The organism is Sulfitobacter sp. G21635-S1 (genome assembly GCF_027213915.1).
GTDB lineage: Bacteria > Pseudomonadota > Alphaproteobacteria > Rhodobacterales > Rhodobacteraceae > Sulfitobacter.
Genome location: NZ_JAPWGV010000066.1, coordinates 1 through 1,694, shown reverse-complemented (window position 1 = coordinate 1,694; position 1,694 = coordinate 1). Strand labels below are relative to the sequence as shown.

Sequence of the window (1,694 nt, the reverse complement as noted above, 5' to 3'; positions counted from 1 at the left end):
TTCTCCAATCTGTCGGAGCGGATGGAATATTCGAGGACGGTGAAGCCGAATGGATTGGTCCAGACCTCATCGATGGAGCGGCGGGTCTCCGGGCGGAACTCGAAGAGAAGCGTCGCAGTGAAGAGGCCGGTCTGGGTGCCGTTAATGGACGTCAGGCGCTTGCGCAGGCGGACCGTCGCGCGGTTAGTTCCGATCCGGTTGATGCTGAGGATTTCCACGTCGAGCCGAGCATTGGGGCCATAGACCGTCGGCGGGTAATTCTCGTTGGCGCTGTTCCAGATCTGGCGCAGCCCGCTCTCGGCAGCTCCGTCCGAGCGGCGCAGGACGCTGCGGATGCGCAGATCGTTGTCGAGCTGGTTATAGACCTCCCGATCGGTCACGTAGCGGAAGACCTCCGCCTCGATGATCGCCTGGTTGGCGGTCACCGAGGAGGCGCCCACCGAGGCTTCGGGGAGTGCAAAGCCGGTGGCGGGATCATAGGGGACAACGACGGGGGGCGGGTCGACATCGAGGATCGAGACAGCCGCGGCACTCAGACAGCCGATGATACCGAAGACAAGGCCCATCAGGCCAAGGCGTTGCCAGAGCCGTTCGCGGCGCAGGGCACCGTAGACCAGCTCTTCCTCGATGATTTCTTGTTCACTCGCCACCTGTCACAACCCTTGATCAGTCTGCCCGCAACTCGGGCAGCGTGAAGTCCATAAACCGCTGCTCCTCGGCGATGGTGGCGGCATCGATCACGCCGCCTGTGCCATCGCCCACGGTTTGCACCGCTTCGAGTTGCCACATGGCGACCAGCGCAATGGCGAGCTCCGCGGTCACGCGCGTGTTGAGATCGATGCTTTCCTTTAGTTCGTCCATGTCGTCGATGAGTCCGACAAGGCGGTCGACCCGCTCGAGAGATTGGCCGGCATCCTCATAGCTGTTCTGGGCCGCCGCCGAGACAAGGGCACCGGTGGTGGCCTGCGTCGCCACGCGGTTGGCCCCGGGATTGCCGCTCGTGGCCATTTCCGAGAGCGTGTCTTCATCGAAGCCGAGATCGGCCAGCACCCGGTCCATCTGGGTTTCGATTTCGCCTGCGCCGGAGCCCGAGAGGCCCGAGAAATCCCCAGTCTTGATCGCCTCAATCGTGGCGAGGATGTCCCCGAACTCTTGGTCGAGCAGGCCGTTCAACTCGTCTTCCATTTCCGTGCGGATGATTTCGGGAAGCTCGGCGAGGCGGGTGAGGGCCTCGTAGGTTCTTTGCAGCTCCGCGAGTTGGTCCGTGAGTGTGGCAAGCTGTTCGCGGAGCTGCGTCAGCTGCTCGTTCTGCAGGATCTCATCCTCGATCATCTGCCGGAGCTGCTGGATGTTTTGCGCGATGTTCTGCGTGTCGACGACGGGCACGCCCTGCGCCGCGGCAGGGAAGATGGCTCCCAGATGCAGGCCAATCCCAAGTGTCGTGGCCAAAGCCGTTCTCAGAAACATCCGTCCCATCAGTCTATCTCCCTGATCGTGAAGTCCATGAAGGCGCCCTCGGCCATGCGCGCGCTGGCCTGCGCCAATTCTTCTGCGCTCAGGACACGGGTCCGCACCGCCTTAAGCCGGATGCGGGCCGCGACGAGGCGCACCAGTTCGGCGCGGGCATAGGTGTTGAGCGCGACGCTCTCCTGCACATCTTCCGTTTCGGAAATCCGTTCGACGATATCCGCAAT

Annotated in this window: 2 protein-coding genes and 1 pseudogene; all 3 read right to left on the bottom strand. The window is 62.8% G+C overall.

Features of this window, described 5'->3' with window-relative positions; translation table 11 throughout:
- Positions 1–650, bottom strand: a 650-nt coding sequence (locus tag O4H53_RS26880) for a virB8 family protein (RefSeq protein ID WP_269368058.1), incomplete at its 3' end; no start/stop codon positions are given.
- Between the two features lie 16 nt (positions 651–666).
- Complete coding sequence (locus O4H53_RS26875) at positions 667–1,476, bottom strand: type IV secretion system protein (protein WP_074647026.1); 810 nt, start codon at positions 1,474–1,476, stop codon at positions 667–669.
- Positions 1,476–1,694 (bottom strand): annotated as a pseudogene (locus O4H53_RS26870) (lytic transglycosylase domain-containing protein); the annotation flags it as partial. The pseudogene O4H53_RS26870 and the gene O4H53_RS26875, both read right to left, overlap by 1 nt.